Source organism: Streptomyces sp. NPDC001480 (assembly GCF_042894725.1).
In the GTDB taxonomy this organism is placed as follows: Bacteria; Actinomycetota; Actinomycetes; order Streptomycetales; family Streptomycetaceae; genus Streptomyces.
The window spans coordinates 152,085-165,959 of the sequence record NZ_JBIAVX010000008.1; the positions used below are offsets into that span (position 1 = coordinate 152,085).

Annotated in this window: 15 protein-coding genes; 6 read left to right on the forward strand and 9 right to left on the reverse strand. The window is 70.8% G+C overall.

Translation table 11 applies throughout. The features are described from left to right. The first annotated feature begins 260 nt into the window (after positions 1-260). Positions 261-440, forward strand: coding sequence for a hypothetical protein (locus tag ACFY01_RS21035; RefSeq protein ID WP_361446172.1), 180 nt, complete (start codon positions 261-263; stop codon positions 438-440). A 22-nt stretch (positions 441-462) separates the two neighbouring features. Here ACFY01_RS21035 and ACFY01_RS21040 read toward each other — a convergent pair whose 3' ends face one another. The 3 genes from ACFY01_RS21040 to nth all read right to left on the reverse strand — a co-directional run bounded on the left by ACFY01_RS21040 (position 463) and on the right by nth (position 3,388). Then, complete coding sequence (locus tag ACFY01_RS21040) at positions 463-1,662, reverse strand: MarP family serine protease (RefSeq protein ID WP_390737228.1); 1,200 nt, start codon at positions 1,660-1,662, stop codon at positions 463-465. Positions 1,663-1,758: 96 nt separating this feature from the next. Next, complete coding sequence (locus ACFY01_RS21045) at positions 1,759-2,499, reverse strand: NUDIX hydrolase (RefSeq protein ID WP_390737229.1); 741 nt, start codon at positions 2,497-2,499, stop codon at positions 1,759-1,761. 52 nt (positions 2,500-2,551) lie between these two features. Continuing rightward, entirely contained in the window at positions 2,552-3,388 is an 837-nt protein-coding gene (gene nth / locus ACFY01_RS21050; protein ID WP_390737230.1) for an endonuclease III, read from the reverse strand. A 276-nt stretch (positions 3,389-3,664) separates the two neighbouring features. Here nth and ACFY01_RS21055 point away from each other — a divergent pair, with 276 nt between their 5' ends. Together ACFY01_RS21055 and ACFY01_RS21060 are read left to right on the forward strand one after the other, a co-directional pair. Beyond that, entirely contained in the window at positions 3,665-4,339 is a 675-nt protein-coding gene (locus ACFY01_RS21055) for a Crp/Fnr family transcriptional regulator (RefSeq protein WP_030734182.1), read from the forward strand. 118 nt (positions 4,340-4,457) lie between these two features. Then, positions 4,458-5,279 (forward strand): nucleotidyltransferase domain-containing protein, encoded by an 822-nt coding sequence (locus ACFY01_RS21060; RefSeq protein WP_390737231.1) that lies wholly within the window; start codon positions 4,458-4,460, stop codon positions 5,277-5,279. Here ACFY01_RS21060 and ACFY01_RS21065 read toward each other — a convergent pair. From ACFY01_RS21065 to ACFY01_RS21080, 4 genes are all read right to left on the reverse strand, one after another. Then, complete coding sequence (locus ACFY01_RS21065) at positions 5,276-6,106, reverse strand: MBL fold metallo-hydrolase (RefSeq protein ID WP_361797959.1); 831 nt, start codon at positions 6,104-6,106, stop codon at positions 5,276-5,278. The genes ACFY01_RS21060 and ACFY01_RS21065 overlap by 4 nt on opposite strands. A 166-nt stretch (positions 6,107-6,272) precedes the next feature. After that, positions 6,273-7,160, reverse strand: coding sequence for an NUDIX hydrolase (locus ACFY01_RS21070; RefSeq protein ID WP_390737232.1), 888 nt, complete (start codon positions 7,158-7,160; stop codon positions 6,273-6,275). Positions 7,161-7,228: 68 nt separating this feature from the next. Continuing rightward, entirely contained in the window at positions 7,229-7,693 is a 465-nt protein-coding gene (locus ACFY01_RS21075) for a RidA family protein (RefSeq protein WP_390737233.1), read from the reverse strand. Further along, positions 7,693-7,851, reverse strand: a complete 159-nt coding sequence (locus ACFY01_RS21080) for a DUF4177 domain-containing protein (protein WP_003991873.1) — start codon at positions 7,849-7,851, stop codon at positions 7,693-7,695. Before ACFY01_RS21080 ends, ACFY01_RS21075 begins: the two co-directional genes overlap by 1 nt. A 72-nt stretch (positions 7,852-7,923) precedes the next feature. Between ACFY01_RS21080 and ACFY01_RS21085 the strand changes: the two genes are divergently transcribed. Continuing rightward, positions 7,924-8,901 (forward strand): ArsA family ATPase, encoded by a 978-nt coding sequence (locus ACFY01_RS21085; protein ID WP_390737234.1) that lies wholly within the window; start codon positions 7,924-7,926, stop codon positions 8,899-8,901. Further along, on the forward strand, positions 8,898-10,217 hold the full coding sequence (locus ACFY01_RS21090; protein WP_390737235.1) for an ArsA family ATPase: 1,320 nt from the start codon (positions 8,898-8,900) through the stop codon (positions 10,215-10,217). Before ACFY01_RS21085 ends, ACFY01_RS21090 begins: the two co-directional genes overlap by 4 nt. 9 nt (positions 10,218-10,226) lie before the next feature. Here ACFY01_RS21090 and wblA read toward each other — a convergent pair whose 3' ends face one another. Next, positions 10,227-10,565 carry a transcriptional regulator WblA gene (gene wblA, locus ACFY01_RS21095; protein WP_189956079.1) on the reverse strand — a complete coding sequence of 113 codons (339 nt, stop codon included), beginning with the start codon at positions 10,563-10,565 and terminating at the stop codon, positions 10,227-10,229. A 408-nt stretch (positions 10,566-10,973) separates the two neighbouring features. Here wblA and ACFY01_RS21100 point away from each other — a divergent pair, with 408 nt between their 5' ends. Then, on the forward strand, positions 10,974-13,262 hold the full coding sequence (locus tag ACFY01_RS21100; RefSeq protein WP_390737236.1) for a transglycosylase domain-containing protein: 2,289 nt from the start codon (positions 10,974-10,976) through the stop codon (positions 13,260-13,262). Positions 13,263-13,349: 87 nt separating this feature from the next. Here ACFY01_RS21100 and ACFY01_RS21105 read toward each other — a convergent pair whose 3' ends face one another. After that, positions 13,350-13,817, reverse strand: coding sequence for a GatB/YqeY domain-containing protein (locus tag ACFY01_RS21105; protein WP_390737237.1), 468 nt, complete (start codon positions 13,815-13,817; stop codon positions 13,350-13,352). Positions 13,818-13,875 lie beyond the last annotated feature (58 nt).

Genomic DNA, 13,875 nt, shown 5'->3' on the forward strand with positions numbered 1-13,875 from the left:
TCGGGCTGGGGGTCCGGGGGTTACCCCCCCCCGGGTCAGCACAGCCGCCGGTCAGCACAGCCCGCGCGCAGAGGATCCGGCAGCGCATGCGATCCGGCCCGGGTGACCGAAAAGCCCCGGGTCGGATCGGTGACCGGGCCAATGCGCCCGGTATCCGAACGTGAACACCTGTTCCACGAACGGCCACATGCCCAGCGCATAGGCCAATTGGGGCGCTCCGAGGCGGTTATCGACCTTGGGGCGGGGGCACACGTCCGGGTATGGGCTGGACGCACGACTACAGTGACGCACCCCGTAACCGACGCTCGGCCACCGGCCTGAGCGCGCACCGGGGAGGCGCTCCGCAGATGCAGGGCACGGACCTCCGGGTGGGAATCCCGCGCATCCTGCGCCGCCGGGCCCGCTGGGTCTCGGTACGCCTGCGTCACCCCCGCGGCTGAGCCCCCGTCGGCGCCCCTCGCCCTACAGAGCGCAGCTGTCGGTGCCCACCTGCTGGTTCGCGGTACGCCCCTGGTCGATGTCCTGCTGGATCTCGTCCGCGGTGAGCGCGTAACCGGTCTCGGCGTCGTCCAGGGACTTCGCGAAGACCACGCCGTACACCTTGCCCTCGGGCGTGAGCAGCGGGCCGCCGGAGTTGCCCTGGCGGACGGTCGCGTAGAGCGAGTAGACGTCACGGCGGACGGTGCCACGGTGGTAGATGTCCGGGCCGTTGGCCGTGATGCGGCCGCGTACCCGCGCGGCGCGGACGTCGTACGAGCCGTTCTGCGGGAAGCCCGCGACGATCGCGCCGTCGTCGCTCGCCGCGTCCTTCGCGGAGAAGCTGAGGGGGTGCGCCTTCAGGTCGGGGACGTCGAGGACGGCGATGTCGCGGTGCCAGTCGTAGAGGACGACCTTCGCGTCGTACTTGCGGCCCTCTCCGCCTATCTGCACGGTCGGCTCGTCGACGCCGCCGACCACGTGCGCGTTGGTCATCACGCGGCGGTCGGCGAACACGAAGCCGCTGCCCTCCAGGACCTTGCCGCAGCTCTGGGCGGTGCCCATGACCTTGACGACGGACCGCTGGGCGTGCGCGGCGACCGCGCTGCCCGCCAGGGCCGGGTCGGGGGGCTGTACGTCGGTGATCGGCTCGTTGGCGAAGGGGCTGAAGACCTGCGGGAAGCCGTTCTGCGCGAGGACGGAGGAGAAGTCCGCGAACCAGTTGTCGGCCTGGGCGGGCAGCGCCTGGGAGACGCCGAGGAGCACCTTGGAGTTGCGGACCTCCTTGCCCAGCGTCGGCAGCGTGGTGCCCGCGAGGGCGGAACCGATCAGCCACGCCACGAGGAGCATCGCGACCACGTTGACCAGGGCCCCGCCGGTGGCGTCCAGGGCGCGGGCGGGGGACCAGGTGATGTACCGGCGCAGTTTGTTGCCGAGGTGGGTGGTCAGGGCCTGACCGATGGAGGCGCAGACGATCACGACCACCACTGCGACGACAGCGGCGGTCGTGCTGACCTCCGCCTTGCCGGTCACGGCGTCCCAGACGACCGGCAGCGCGTAGACGGCGACGAGCCCGCCGCCGAGGAAGCCGATCACCGACAGGATGCCGACGACGAAGCCCTGGCGGTAGCCGACGATCGCGAACCACACGGCGGCGACCAGCAACAGGATGTCCAGCACGTTCACCGTTTCAGGCCTCGACTCTTCAAGCTCCGGTCCCACGAGCACGGCCGGGGGGCCGGGGGACGTCCCCCGGGTAGACACAGCACGGGGATCACCCTGTCATGACCGCCAGTCGAGCGGGACCTGCTTCTCCCGGTCCCACGGGCGCTCCCAGCCCGCGTAGTGCAGCAGACGGTCGATGATTCCGGCCGTGAATCCCCACACCAGTGCCGATTCGACCAGGAATGCCGGACCTCGGTGACCACTGGGGTGGACGGCTGTGGCGCGGTTGGCGGGGTCCGTGAGATCCGCCACGGGGACCGTGAAGACACGGGCGGTCTCGTTCGGGTCGACGACGCCCACCGGGCTGGGCTCGCGCCACCAGCCGAGCACCGGGGTGACGACGAACCCGCTGACCGGGATGTACAGCTTGGGCAGCACACCGAAGAGCTGCACCCCTGACGGGTCGAGACCGGTCTCCTCCTCGGCCTCGCGCAGCGCGGCCCGCAGCGGTCCGTCGCCCTTCGGGTCGCCGTCCTCGGGGTCGAGGGCGCCGCCGGGGAAGGAGGGCTGCCCGGCGTGGGAGCGCAACGAGCTCGCGCGCTCCATCAGCAGCAGCTCGGGGCCGCGCTCGCCGTCGCCATTGCCGTTCCCGGTGCCGCTGCCATCGCCGTTACCGCCGTCGCCGAACAGGATCAGCACCGCGGACTGGCGCCCCGCCCCGTCCTCGGGCGGCAGGAAGCGGCTGAGCTGCACCGGCTTGACCGTCTCCGCGGCCCGCACCACCGGTTCCAGCCAGGCCGGCAGGTCGACCTTGCTGAGCGTCACCGCACCGCCCTGGGTATTGCTCGCGTGCGTCATCGCCACCCCCGTTCTGCCGTCTTCAACGCCCGGGTGCCTCGAGATCGTTCCGTCATACGGCCCCCAGCGGCGGCGCCGGGCGGCCGCCCGCGTCGAGGTAGGCCTGCGGGGGCTTCAGGCGCTGGCCGGGGAAGCCGCCCTTCTCGTACTTCAGGAGCTTCTTGGCCTTCTCGGGGTCGGTCTCGCCCTCGCCGTACGCCGGGCAGAGCGGGGCGATGGGGCAGGCGCCGCAGGCGGGCTTGCGGGCGTGGCAGATGCGGCGGCCGTGCCAGATCACGTGGTGCGAGAGGTCCGTCCAGTCGCTCTTGGGGAAGAGTGCGCCGATCTCGGCCTCGATCTTGTCCGGGTCGCTCGCCTCGGTCCACTTCCACCGCCGCACCAGCCGCTGGAAGTGCGTGTCCACGGTGATGCCGGGCCGCCCGAAGGCGTTGCCGAGGACGACGAAGGCGGTCTTGCGGCCGACGCCGGGCAGCTTGACCAGGTCCTCCAGCTTCCCGGGGACCTCGCCGCCGAACTGCTCGGTCAGGGCCTTGGACAGCCCTATGACCGACTTGGTCTTGGCCCGGAAGAAACCGCACGGGCGGAGGATCTCCTCGACCGCCTCCGGGTTCGCGCCGGCGAGGTCCTCGGGGGTGGGGTACTTGGCGAAGAGCGCGGGCGTGGTCTGGTTGACCCGCAGGTCGGTGGTCTGGGCGGACAGGACCGTGGCGACCAGGAGCTGGAAGGGGTTCTCGTAGTCGAGCTCCGGATGGGCGTACGGGTAGACCTCGGCGAGCTCGCGGTTGATGCGCCGGGCCCTGCGGACGAGAGCGGTGCGCGTCTCGCTCGCGGGTACCTTTTTAGCTGTTTTGACTGTTTTATTACCGCGACCAGGATCCTGTTCGCCCACAGCGGAATCACGACGTACAACCACCCGCGCAGCCCCCTTGGCCTGTGCTCTCACCGGCGATTTGGACACCCGGCCAGCCTAAAGCCCGGCACCGACATCCGCCCCGGACCCGGAAGATCGGCCCCCGATTGGACCCCACCCGCTTACCCCGGGACACCTGTGCGGCATCCTTGTGACAGATCACACTGTTTGGATCGTCCGGCAAAATGGGGAACACGGTCCCCTGGCACATGGGGGAGCAAGATCCCCTGAGCAGGTCGACAAGGGAGATAACTCGTGGACGACGTTCTGCGGCGCAACCCGCTCTTCGCGGCGCTCGACGACGAGCAGGCCGCGGAGCTCCGCGCCTCCATGAGTGAGGTGACCCTCGCGCGCGGTGACTCACTGTTCCACGAGGGCGACCCCGGTGACCGGCTGTACGTCGTCACCGAGGGCAAGGTCAAGCTCCACCGGACCTCACCCGACGGCCGCGAGAACATGCTGGCCGTCGTCGGTCCCGGCGAGCTCATCGGCGAGCTGTCGCTGTTCGACCCGGGCCCGCGCACCGCGACCGCGACCGCGCTGACCGAGGTCAAGCTGCTGGGCCTGGGCCACGGTGACCTCCAGCCCTGGCTGAACGTGCGTCCCGAGGTGGCCGGCGCCCTGCTGCGCGCCGTCGCGCGCCGCCTGCGCAAGACCAACGACGCGATGTCCGACCTGGTCTTCTCCGACGTCCCCGGGCGTGTCGCCCGCGCCCTGCTGGACCTCTCCCGCCGCTTCGGCGTGCAGTCGGAGGAGGGCATCCACGTCGTCCACGACCTCACGCAGGAGGAGCTGGCCCAGCTCGTCGGCGCCTCGCGCGAGACCGTGAACAAGGCGCTGGCGGACTTCGCCCAGCGGGGCTGGCTGCGCCTGGAGGCGCGTGCGGTGATCCTGCTCGACGTGGAAAGGCTCGCGAAGCGCTCGCGGTAGCCGCCGGGCGCTTCCCGGCCCGCGCGGACGGGCACGTCCCGCGCCGCGCGGGAACGGGCTGCCCGGCCCTCGTGGAAAACGGGCTGCCCCACGGGCGTCCGCCGGGCACAGTGAGCGCATGGCCGACACGGTTCCCCCGAAGGGTCTCGACGACCGGGGCTACATCGAGCGCGAAGGCTCCCTCACTCGCGTCCCGGACGCCTTCCGCCCCGTCGTGGCGGCCGCTCGCGAGCGGCTCCAGGACGTCTTCGGTGCCCGCCTGCACAGCGCGTACCTCTACGGGTCGGTTCCGCGCGGCACCGCGCGCGTGGGGCGCAGCGATCTGGATCTGCTGGTGGCCCTGCGTGCGGAGCCGACCGACGCGGACCGGCAGGCGGCACGCGTACTCGGTGCGGCGCTCGACAAGGAGTTCCCGCAGATCGACGGCGCCGGGACGCTGCTGTACGGCCGGGCCCGGCTGCTCAGCGACCTGGAGCGGTACGACCTGGGGTGGTTCGTCGCCTGCCTGTGCACCCCGCTGCTCGGTGCCGACCTCGCGGCGTTCCTGCCCCGCTACCGGCCCGATTCCCTGCTGGCCCGCGAGACCAACGGCGACCTGGCGCTCTTCCTGCCCCGCTGGCGGGAGCGCATAGCGGGTGCCGAGGACCGCGAAGAGGCCCGGCGGCCGCTCGTGCGCTTCATGTCACGCCATCTCGTGCGCACGGGGTTCACCCTCGTGATGCCCCGCTGGCAGGGCTGGACCAGCGACCTGCGCGAGATGGCCGAGGTGTTCGGCGCGTACTACCCGGAGCGCGCCAGGCAGATGCGTACCGCCGCGGAGTACGGCTACGAGCCCGTCGGCGACCCGGAGGTCCTGCACTCCTACGTCGACGACTTGGGGCCCTGGCTCGCGGAGGAGTACACGCGCGTGCACGGAACCAAGGCTCCCAGACCGGACTAGATCAGTCCGTGCTCGCTCAGGTAGTCCAGCTGGGCCCGCACCGACAGCTCCGCCGCCGGCCACAGCGTGCGGTCCACGTCGGCGTAGACGTGGGCGACGACCTGGCCGGGGGTGCGGTAGCCGTCCTCGACGGCCGTCTCCACCTGGGCGAGGCGGTGTGCGCGGTGGGCGAGGTAGAACTCCACGGCGCCCTGGGCGTCCTCCAGGACCGGGCCGTGGCCCGGGAGGACCGTGTGGACGCCGTCGTCGACCGTAAGGGACCTCAGGCGGCGCAGCGAGTCCAGATAGTCGCCCAGACGGCCGTCGGGATGCGCCACGACGGTCGTGCCGCGTCCGAGGATCGTGTCGCCGGTGAGGACGGCACGGTCGGCCGGGAGGTGGAAGCACAGGGAGTCCGCGGTGTGCCCCGGGGTCGGTACGACCCGCAGCTCCAGGTCGCCGACCGTGATCACGTCACCGGCGGCCAGGCCCTCGTCGCCGAGCCTGAGCGCCGGGTCCAGGGCACGCACGCGCGTGCCGGTGAGTTCGGCGAAGCGCCCCGCGCCCTCGGCGTGGTCGGGGTGGCCGTGCGTGAGCAGGGTGAGGGCGACGCGTTTGCCGGCCTTCTCGGCCGCGTCGACGACCGCGCGCAGGTGGCCGTCGTCCAGGGGGCCCGGGTCGACGACCGCGGCGAGCTCGGAGCCGGGCTCGGAGACGATCCAGGTGTTCGTGCCGTCCAGGGTCATCGCGGAGGCGTTGGGCGCCAGCACGTTGACGGCACGCTCCGTGGCGGGCCCGGCCAGGACTCCGCCGCGGGGCTGGCCGGGCAGGGCTGCTGCGTCCGTCATGCGAGGGCTCCTTCCGGCAGCGTCGCGATCACGTCGTCCGGCAGGGTCACGGTCCCGTCAGGACGCCGGCCCCCGGCCGGCGCAGCCTCGCCGCGCAGCGGTGGGAGGGATGCGCGAGGAATCCCGACCCCGCCCCGGGATCGGCCCGGCAGGGCTGGTGCGTCCGTCATGCGGGGCCTCCACCGGGCGTCGGGAGTGTCGGGATGTGCTTGGTGAACTCGTCGTGGCCCGGCCAGGACAGGACGATCTCGCCGTCCACCAGACGGGCCCGGGCCAGGACGGGGGTCAGGTCGCGCGCGGGCGCGGCGGCGAGGGCCGCGGCGGCGGTGCCGTACGGGGACAGCTCGCGCAGGGTGGCGATGGTGGGCGGCATCATCAGCAACTCGCCCTTGTCGTACCGGTCCGCCGCTTCCCGGGGCCGGATCCACACCGTGCGGTCGGCCTCGGTGGAGGCGTTGCGGGTGCGCTGGCCCTCGGGCAGGGCGGCCACGAAGAACCAGGTGTCGTAGCGGCGGCTCTCGAACTCGGGGGTGATCCAGCGGGCCCAGGCGCCCAGCAGGTCGGAGCGCAGCACCAGGCCGCGGCGGTCCAGGAACTCCGCGAAGGACAGCTCCCGGGCGACCAGGGCGGCGCGGTCCGTCTCCCAGTCGGCGCCGGTGGTGTCGCCGACCACCGACTCGGGCGTGGGGCCGGCGAGCAGAACGCCCGCCTCCTCGTACGTCTCCCGGACGGCCGCGCAGACGATCGCCTGGGCACCGGCCCCGTCGACGCCGAGCCGGTCGGCCCACCACGCGCGCGTGGGGCCCGCCCAGCGGATGTCGCGGTCGTCGCGCGGGTCGACCCCGCCGCCGGGATACGCGTACGCGCCTCCGGCGAAGGCCATGGAGGCGCGTCTGCGCAGCATGTGCACGATCGGACCGGTGGCGGGGTCCCCGGTGTCCTTGAGGAGCATCACCGTGGCCGCGCGCCGGGGAAGCACCGGCGTGAGCGTGCCCTCCGCGTGCGCGCGGATGCGTTCGGGCCACTCCGGGGGGTACCACTGCCCATTCGCCATGGCCGGAGGCTATCCCGTGGTGCGCGAATGTTCGAGAGGCGCCCGGGGCCAGGGCATATCCCGGAGTGTTACGGGACGAGCTCCACCTGGACCTCGACCTCCACCGGCGCGTCCAGCGGCAGCACGGCGACGCCGACCGCGCTGCGCGCGTGCACGCCCCGGTCGCCGAGGACCTCGCCGAGCAGCTCGCTGGCGCCGTTGACGACACCCGGCTGGCCGGTGAAGTCGGCGGCCGAGGCGACGAAGCCCACGACCTTCACCACGCGCGCGATGCGGTCGAGGTCGCCGGCGACGGACTTCACGGCGGCCAGCGCGTTCAGCGCGCAGGTGCGGGCCAGCTCCTTGGCCTCCTCCGCGGTGACCTCCAGGCCCACCTTGCCGGTGACCGGAAGCTTGCCCTCCACCATCGGCAGCTGGCCGGAGGTGTAGACGTAGGGGCCGGACTGCACGGCCGGCTGGTAGGAGGCCAGCGGGGGCACGACCTCCGGCAGGGTCAGACCGAGTTCGGCCAGCCGCTCCTCGACGGCGCCCATTACTGCTTCTCCCGCTTCAGGTAGGCCACGAGCTGTTCGGGGTTGTTCGGCCCGGGCACGACCTGGACGAGCTCCCAGCCGTCCTCGCCCCAGGTGTCCAGAATCTGCTTCGTGGCATGGACGAGCAGAGGCACGGTTGCGTATTCCCACTTGGTCATGTGGCCGACTGTAGCCCCTGTTATCCACAGCCTCCCGCGTAGCCCGCGGGCGGACTGGTTAGGCTCGAAGACGTGAGCAGGCTCCAGGTCGTCAGCGGCAAGGGCGGGACCGGAAAGACGACGGTCGCCGCCGCACTCGCGCTGGCCCTGGCCACGGAGGGGAAGCGGACGCTTCTCGTCGAGGTCGAGGGTCGGCAGGGCATCGCACAGCTCTTCGAAACGCAGGCGCTGCCCTACGAGGAACGGAAGATCGCGGTCGGGCCCGGGGGCGGGGAGGTGTTCGCCCTCGCCATCGACCCCGAACTGGCCCTTCTGGACTACCTCCAGATGTTCTACAAGCTGGGCAGCGCGGGCAGGGCCCTGAAGAAACTCGGCGCCATCGACTTCGCCACCACCATCGCGCCGGGGGTGCGGGACGTCCTGCTCACCGGCAAGGCGTGCGAGGCGGTCCGGCGCAAGGACAGAAGCGGACGGTTCGCGTACGACTACGTGGTCATGGACGCGCCACCGACCGGGCGCATCACCCGCTTCCTCAACGTCAACGACGAGGTCGCCGGGCTCGCCAAGATCGGCCCGATACACAATCAGGCGCAGGCCGTGATGCGCGTGCTGAAGTCGCCCGAGACGGCCGTCCACCTGGTGACGCTCCTCGAGGAGATGCCCGTGCAGGAGACCGCGGACGGGATCGCGGAACTGCGCGCGGCCCGGCTGCCGGTGGGCCGGGTCGTGGTGAACATGGTCCGGCCCGAGGTGCTGGACGCGGACGACCTGGAACTCGTACGGACCGTGGAGCACACCGCCGTCGCCCGGTCGCTGTCCGCCGCCGGGCTGGGCGGGGCGCGCCGGGGCGGGAACGCCGAGCGGCTGGTGGATCCGCTGCTGGAGCAGGCCGAGGAGTACGCCGAGCGGTACGCGCTGGAGCAGGAGCAGCGCGCGGCCCTGGGTGAGCTCGGCCTGCCGCTGCACGAGCTGCCGCTGCTCGCCGAGGGCATGGACCTGGCGGGCCTGTACCAACTCGCCCACGAGCTGCGGAATCAGGGGATGTCATGACTCCGGACCCGACCCAGGCGCAGGACACCGCACGCCACCGGCTCTCTCCCACGCGGGTGCTCGACGTCGATCCGCTGCTCGACGACCCCGAGACCCGGATCGTGGTGTGCTGCGGCTCGGGCGGGGTGGGCAAGACCACGACCGCGGCGGCGCTCGGGCTCAGGGCCGCCGAGCGCGGCCGCAAGGTGGTCGTCCTCACCATCGACCCGGCGCGCAGGCTGGCGCAGTCCATGGGCATCGACTCGCTGGACAACGTGCCGCGCCGGGTGAAGGGCACCGAGAACGACGGCGAACTGCACGCCATGATGCTCGACATGAAGCGCACCTTCGACGAGGTCGTCGAGGCGCACGCCGACCCCCAGCGGGCGGCCGCGATCCTGTCGAACCCCTTCTACCAGTCGCTCTCGGCGGGCTTCGCGGGCACGCAGGAGTACATGGCGATGGAGAAGCTGGGGCAGCTGCGGGCGAAGGACGAGTGGGACCTCATCGTCGTCGACACACCGCCGTCGCGCTCCGCGCTGGACTTCCTGGACGCGCCGAAACGACTCGGCTCCTTCCTGGACGGCCGGCTGATCCGGCTGCTGACGGCACCCGCGAAGCTGGGCGGGCGCGCGGGGATGGCCTTCCTCAACGTGGGCATGTCGATGATGACGGGCACGCTGGGGAAGCTGCTGGGCGGTCAGCTGCTGAAGGACGTCCAGACGTTCGTGGCCGCGATGGACACCACCTTCGGTGGCTTCCGTACGCGCGCGGACGCCACGTACAAGCTGCTCCAGGCGCCCGGCACGGCGTTCCTGGTGGTGGCGGCCCCGGAGCGGGACGCGCTGCGCGAGGCCGCGTACTTCGTCGAGCGGCTGGCCGCGGAGGACATGCCGCTGGTCGGGCTGGTGCTCAACCGGGTCCACGGCAGCGGCGCCGACCGCTTGTCGGCCGAGCGTGCGCTCGCCGCCGCGGAAAATCTTGAAGAGCCCCGCATTGTGGATCAGGGGGACGGGAAAGCTGGACTTCGTAACTCTCCCGACACGTACGGCAGTTCAGAATCCTCCGCGTCGGAGCCGACCGCGCCCGAATCCCCCACGGCGGAATCCTCCACGACGGAAGCGTCCGTCGACCGGCTCGCCGCGGGCCTGCTGAGGCTGCACGCCGAGCGCATGCGGCTGCTCTCCCGCGAGCAGCGCACACGTGACCGCTTCACCGCGCTCCACCCCGAGGTGGCGGTGGTGGAAGTGGCCGCGCTGCCCGGCGATGTGCACGACCTCACGGGTCTGCGGAACATCGGCGACCGGCTCGCTGCCGGCCGGCCCGAACTTTCCTAGGCCCTCAGGTCAGCTCACGGCCGCGTAGTTCTCGTACACCTCGTCGTCGTCGAGGGGCACGATTCCGGTTCCGCGCTCGTACTCCGAGCGCGCGGTCTCCAGGAGCCTGCGCCAGGAGGTCACGGTGGGCCGCCTGCGCAGCAGTGCGCGGCGCTCGCGCTCCGTCATGCCTCCCCACACGCCGAACTCGACGCGGTTGTCCAGCGCGTCGGCCAGGCATTCGGTGCGTACCGGGCATCCGGTGCACACCGCCTTGGCCCTGTTCTGCGCTGCTCCCTGAACGAACAGTTCATCCGGATCGGTAGTGCGGCAGGCGGCCTGCGCACTCCAGTCGGTTACCCAGCCCATACCGGCGCCGTCCTCTCCCGAATCGAGGCTCCCCCACGGCGGCTTGCGGCATATTCACCGCCGCCAGTTGAGGACGTTACGGAAGGTGGGCACAGCGCAACACCCCCTTCGGGCCCAATCTTGAATGGCCCGAACGGACTATGGGTAAGCGGCAGATCACCCGCGGGAGTGAGCTGGCGACATGCGTGATCATCCCGGCAAACCGGTACAGCTGTGGTGCGCCACAACGGGCGCCAGGTGACACACGAGGCGGATTCGGACACGCCGCCCACAAAAAAGTCGGCTACATCCGGAACGATTCGGGGTCGCGGGACGTATTGATACGTGGCCTCACTGCTGTGACAGTTGAGAGCAGCTTAGGCCAATGCCTTCACGCGTGTCCGGCGAATGAGAACGTAGGCTGCCCTCATGCCAAAGAAGCGCTCGGGCGGTGGTCTGTCGGCCGCACAGCAGGCCGCCAAGTTCCTCGGTGTCAGTGTGCTCGCGGGAGCGGTGATGGCCGGCATCGCGCTGCCCGCGGCCGGCGCGCTCGGCCTCGCGGCCAAGGGTACGGTGCAGGGCTTCGACGAGATCCCCGCCAACCTCAAGAGCCCACAGCTCAGTCAGCGCACCGCGATCCTGGACAGCGCGGGCCACAAGATCGCCTCCGTGTACTCGCGGGACCGTACGGTGGTGGACCTCAAGGACATCTCGCCGTACATGCAGAAGGCGATCGTCGCGATCGAGGACTCCCGCTTCTACCAGCACGGCGCGATCGACCTGAAGGGCGTCCTGCGCGCCCTGAACAAGAACGCGCAGAGCGGCGGGGTCGCCCAGGGCGCCTCCACACTCACCCAGCAGCTGGTGAAGAACTACTTCATCGAGGAGGCCGGCGACGACCCGACGAAGGTCGCGCAGGCCACCCAGCAGACGCTGGGCCGCAAGATCCGCGAGCTGAAGTACGCGATCCAGCTCGAGGACAAGCTGGGCAAGAAGAAGATCCTCGAGAACTACCTGAACATCACCTTCTTCGGCGAGCAGGCCTACGGCATCGAGGCGGCCTCGCAGCGCTACTTCTCCAAGCACGCCAAGGACCTGAACCTCCAGGAGTCGGCGCTGCTGGCCGGCATCGTGCAGTCCCCGAGCCGGTACGACCCGGTCAACGACGAGGCCGAGGCCACCAAGCGGCGCAACACCGTGCTCACCCGTATGGCCCAGGTCGGCGACATCTCGAACGGGGAGGCCGACAAGGCCAGGAAGGCCCCGCTCGGGCTGCACGTCAGCCGGCCCAAGAACGGCTGCATCACCGCCTCCAAGGGGGCGGCGTTCTTCTGCAAGTACGTCGAGAACGTCTTCCTCACCGACCCCACCTTCGGCAAGACGCGCGAGGCGCGCGCCAAGCTGTGGAACAAGGGCGGCCTGACGATCCGTACGACGCTCGAACCGCAGGCCCAGGAGTCGGTGCAGGCCTCCCTCAAGGAGCACGTCTACAAGTCCGACCGGGTCGCCGCCGCCTCCACCCTGGTGGAGCCCGGCACCGGCAAGATCCTGGCGATGGGCCAGTCGAAGCCGTACGGCTACGGCAAGGACGAGACCGAGTACAACTACTCCGTCAACCGCGACATGGGCGGCTCGAACTTCGGCTTCCCGACCGGTTCGACCTTCAAGCCGTTCGTGGCCGCCGCCGCCATAGAGGGCGGCAAGCCCCCGACGCAGCAGTACTCGGCGCCGTACAAGATGAACTATCCGAGCCCCGTGCAGACCTGCAGCAGCAAGCCGTGGGTCAACGACCGCTCGTACACGGTGGAGAACGAGAGCGAGTCCGAGAAGGGCCCGTACCGCATGAAGGAGGCGATGGCGAAGTCCGTCAACACCTACTTCGTGCAGCTCATCTCCGACATCGGCCTGTGCCCGGTGATGAAGATGACCGATGGCCTGCACGTGGTCCAGGGCAACGGCGACAAGCTCCCCGAGAACCCCTCCATCGCCCTCGGCGCGATCGGTCTCTCCCCGCTGACGATGGCCAGCGCGTACGCCACCTTCGCCGACCGGGGCATGTACTGCACGCCGATCGCCATCGAGTCGATCACCCAGAAGGTCGGTGACGAGCAGAAGTCGCTCGAAGTGCCGAAGTCGACGTGCTCGCGCGCGATGAGCGAGAAGACCGCCGACACGGTCAACACCCTGCTGCGCGGCGTGATCGACTCCGGTACGGGCCAGCAGGCCGGACTCAGCGACCGCGAGAGCGCGGGCAAGACGGGTACGACGGACGAGCGGAAGAACGCCTGGTTCGTCGGCTACACGCCCAACCTGGCGGGTGCGGTCTGGGTCGGCAGCGCCAAGCAGAACGTGAAGATGGTCAACATCACCATCGGCGGCCGGTACAACGACCTCGTCTACGGCGGCCGGGTCCCCGGCCCGATCTGGCGCGACGCCATGGACGGCGCGCTGGCCGGCAAGGACGCCCCCGACTTCAACCTCGTCGACATCCCGGACGACAACAAGGACAAGGGCGACGGCAAGGGCAACGGGCACGGCAACGGGAACGGCGGCGGCAACGGCGACAACACCGGCGGGCTCGTCGGCGGGCTCATCGGCGGCGGTACGACCGGCGACAACACCGGCTTCCCGACGCCCACCTTCTCCTTCCCGGACGGCTTCATCCAGGGGCAGGGCAACGGGGGGCGCAACGGGCACGGGAACGGCGGGACGCGCTGATCCCACCGGACGACGCGGCGGGGCCGCACCCTCAGACCGAGGGTGCGGCCCCGCCGTCGTACCCGTGCCGGTGTACCGGGGTGGCGGTCAGCCCGCCAGCAGCTTCTTGACCACGGCGGCGACCCGGCCGCCCTCGGCCTGACCGGCCACCTTCGGGTTCACGATCTTCATCACGGCGCCCATGGCCCGCGGCCCCTCGGCACCGGCGGCCCTGGCCTCCCCGACGGCCTGCGCCACGATCGCTTCCAGCTCCTCGTCGGACAGCTGCTTGGGCAGGTACGCGGCGAGCACCTCGCCCTCCGCCTTCTCCCGCTCGGCCTGCTCGGCGCGACCACCCTGCGCGAAGGCCTCGGCCGCCTCGCGGCGCTTCTTGGCCTCCTTGGTGATCACCTTCTGGACCTCGTCGTCGGAGAGCTCGCGCTTCGTCTTGCCCGCGACCTCCTCCTTGGTGATCGCGGCGAGCGTCAGCCGGAGCGTGGAGGAGCGGAGCTCGTCGCGCTCCTTGATCGCGGCGTTGAGGTCGTCGTGAAGCTTCGACTTGAGCGTGGTGGTCATGGCTCGATTGTCGCAGGTGCGGTGACGCGAACGCCCGCTGATTTACGGGGTCCCGTCG

Coding starts and splice junctions, on each gene's coding strand:
- ACFY01_RS21035 (WP_361446172.1), top strand. CDS start 261: ATGGGCTGGACGCACGACTACAGTGACGCACCCCGTAACCGACGCTCG.
- ACFY01_RS21045 (WP_390737229.1), bottom strand. CDS start 2,499: ATGACGCACGCGAGCAATACCCAGGGCGGTGCGGTGACGCTCAGCAAG.
- ACFY01_RS21060 (WP_390737231.1), top strand. CDS start 4,458: ATGGCCGACACGGTTCCCCCGAAGGGTCTCGACGACCGGGGCTACATC.
- ACFY01_RS21065 (WP_361797959.1), bottom strand. CDS start 6,106: ATGACGGACGCAGCAGCCCTGCCCGGCCAGCCCCGCGGCGGAGTCCTG.
- ACFY01_RS21070 (WP_390737232.1), bottom strand. CDS start 7,160: ATGGCGAATGGGCAGTGGTACCCCCCGGAGTGGCCCGAACGCATCCGC.
- ACFY01_RS21075 (WP_390737233.1), bottom strand. CDS start 7,693: ATGGGCGCCGTCGAGGAGCGGCTGGCCGAACTCGGTCTGACCCTGCCG.
- ACFY01_RS21080 (WP_003991873.1), bottom strand. CDS start 7,851: ATGACCAAGTGGGAATACGCAACCGTGCCTCTGCTCGTCCATGCCACG.
- ACFY01_RS21090 (WP_390737235.1), top strand. CDS start 8,898: ATGACTCCGGACCCGACCCAGGCGCAGGACACCGCACGCCACCGGCTC.
- wblA (WP_189956079.1), bottom strand. CDS start 10,565: ATGGGCTGGGTAACCGACTGGAGTGCGCAGGCCGCCTGCCGCACTACC.
- ACFY01_RS21100 (WP_390737236.1), top strand. CDS start 10,974: ATGCCAAAGAAGCGCTCGGGCGGTGGTCTGTCGGCCGCACAGCAGGCC.
- ACFY01_RS21105 (WP_390737237.1), bottom strand. CDS start 13,817: ATGACCACCACGCTCAAGTCGAAGCTTCACGACGACCTCAACGCCGCG.